This window comes from Mycolicibacterium vinylchloridicum (genome assembly GCF_013404075.1).
In the GTDB taxonomy this organism is placed as follows: Bacteria; Actinomycetota; Actinomycetes; order Mycobacteriales; family Mycobacteriaceae; genus Mycobacterium; species Mycobacterium vinylchloridicum.
The window spans coordinates 1-2,312 of sequence record NZ_JACBJQ010000153.1; the positions used below are offsets into that span (position 1 = coordinate 1).

The 2,312-nt window shown below is 67.8% G+C and carries 3 protein-coding genes; all 3 read left to right on the forward strand.

The window, feature by feature from the left end:
* Positions 1–133: 133 nt before the first annotated feature.
* The 3 genes from HPC46_RS34195 to HPC46_RS34205 all read left to right on the forward strand — a co-directional run bounded on the left by HPC46_RS34195 (position 134) and on the right by HPC46_RS34205 (position 2,028).
* Entirely contained in the window at positions 134–886 is a 753-nt protein-coding gene (locus HPC46_RS34195; protein ID WP_233717042.1) for a DUF4192 family protein, read from the forward strand.
* A 99-nt stretch (positions 887–985) separates the two neighbouring features.
* Positions 986–1,309 carry a hypothetical protein gene (locus HPC46_RS34200; RefSeq protein WP_005144162.1) on the forward strand — a complete coding sequence of 108 codons (324 nt, stop codon included), beginning with the start codon at positions 986–988 and terminating at the stop codon, positions 1,307–1,309.
* 392 nt (positions 1,310–1,701) lie between these two features.
* A complete protein-coding gene (locus HPC46_RS34205; RefSeq protein ID WP_005144161.1) occupies positions 1,702–2,028 on the forward strand; it encodes a hypothetical protein in 327 nt (108 codons plus the stop codon).
* The last annotated feature ends 284 nt before the right edge of the window (positions 2,029–2,312 follow it).

Consider the following 2,312-nt stretch of genomic DNA (forward strand, 5'->3'; position numbering starts at 1 on the left):
GATCGGCTTACCCGTCTCAAGCACGATCCGCACAGCGCCCTCACGGAACTCCCGGTCGTACTTCTTCCGTTTCTCTGACATCGCTACTCCTTATAGCCGATGCCTCCACGGTCTCGGGGGAAGGCCAGGGGGCATGCGGCTCGTTCTGCTCATCGCCATCGCCGACTCCGAGCATGACAAGCACGCCGGCGATCACCTCGACGCCGCGCAGCGTCATATGACCGCCCACGGTGCCAGCATCTTCAAGCGGCTGCACACCCCGCACGTCGAGGCAGGCCACACCTGGACCGACATCGACACCGGCGACACCGGAACCACCGTCGACTACCGCACCTCCGAGGTCGGCCTGCTGATGGCCGTCGAACATGGCCGCATCGTGCGCGCCACCCGCGACGACATCGCCGGCGAGTTCACCCCCACCGAACAGGCACCGGCACCCGACGTCGACGCCGATGCCGCCGAGTTCGTTACCCAGACCGTCCAGGGCATGTCCACCGCGTTCGAGGACCCCGCCACCCTCACACCGCAACTGGCCGCCAACGCCGGCCTGCTCATCACCGCGAACATCACCCACCGTGACGCCCTGCTCATCGTCAGCACCGAGCACCCCCAGACCGGCGCCACCGTATGGACTCACCTGGCACGCCAGCTGCGCGGCCGAGCCCGCGTCGAAGCACTTGCCCTCGCTGCTGCCTGCTTCTACTGCAGCGACGACGCCGTGCGCGCCGCCATCGCACTCGAGGCCGCGCACCACACCGCAGCCGACGCCGGGCAACCCGACACCACCCTGGTCATCCTGCTCGACACCGCTGTGAAGGCCGCGCTCCCGCCGGCCAAGCTCCGCCAGCTGTTCGCCCAACTCGCCGCCAAGCCGCCCGCCGAGTGACCAGTCCGCGCAACCCAACACGTGGCCGGCCGCCTCACACCCGAGGTGGCCGGCCACACCCATTCACCCACCACCCCCGTCCAGAGAGGACCACACATCATGACCAACCCCGTGCCCACCCAGCGTCGCGACGGACACACCCCTCGCTACTCCTACGAGCCGAACGACGGCACCCACTACATCGAGCAGTCCGTCCGGGTATACCTGCGACTCTCCGATGACCGCACCAGCTGGATCGTCGACGCCGCCACCGTGGACGGAGCCGCCCTCGACAGCGCGCAATCCGACGAGAGCGCCACCAACACCGAATGCGCCTGCGATTCCGCCGAATGCGACGCGATCCGCGCCGCTGCCGATGGACTCCCGCTACCCAACGGCGAGGAACTCGCACAGCTGATCCTCGACGCCTTGCCACCGTCCTAACGCGCCACCGTGGGGCCTCGTTGACTACTCACCACCGAGTGGTCGGCGAGGCCCCCTTTTTGTTCCGGCCAACGGCCCCGTAGTCGCGGCGCACCCCGTGCGACCGACGCAGAGTCCCGCCTACGGCGGAACTGACTGCCGCCACTCACCTTTGAGCAATCAGCAGGGGTGCGCAGCGTAATGGGCCGGGGGCCCGACCTGTCCAGGGACGCCCGGCGCCGATGCCGGCGACGGAGGACATGTGCGGCCCTATCAGCTCGCTGCCGCTCGCGGGCCACACATCCGCCGGCACCACCACCGGACTCTCCGCCCTGGACAGCCCACCCTCACCCCATTGCACCCACACCAGCGCTAACCGGCGCACTCAACACCTTCTGAAACGGAGAACAACCATGACCACTGACCCAAAAGGCTTCTGGGCCAATGTCGATGCAGCCCTGGACCGCTGCGCCCAGGCCGACACGGTTGAGGACGTCATCACCATCCTCAACGAACACTTCGAGCCCTCCAGTGGAGAAGCCTTCTTCGCCGGATCAGGCGGCGACAACCAACTCCTGGACAAACTGCACTGGTACAGGCCCGTACGCACATGGAAGATCGTCCGCTACGACGCCCCCTACTACTGGTGTCTCGCAGACCCCAACGGCGACCTCCTCACTTACATCGAGGGCGACGTCTACCGCGGCAACACCATGACCACCTCAACACCTCGATCGTGAGCGTTCCGGTACCCACCCGTGCCGGGACGCTCACCTTCGGCCGTGGTCGGTCGGGCCCCCCTTTTCTTCCGGCCGCCGGTCTCGTAGACGTCGGCGCACTAGGTGCGACCGACGGACAGCCCACCCTCCGGGCGGGCTCACTGGCGCCACTCACCTATTGCCGTTAGCAGGGGTCGCAGCGTAATCGGCCGGGGGCCCGACCCGTCCAGGGACGCCCGGTGCTGGTGCCGGCGGCGGAGGACATGTGCGGCCCCATCAGCTCGCTGCCGCTCGCGGGCCACACA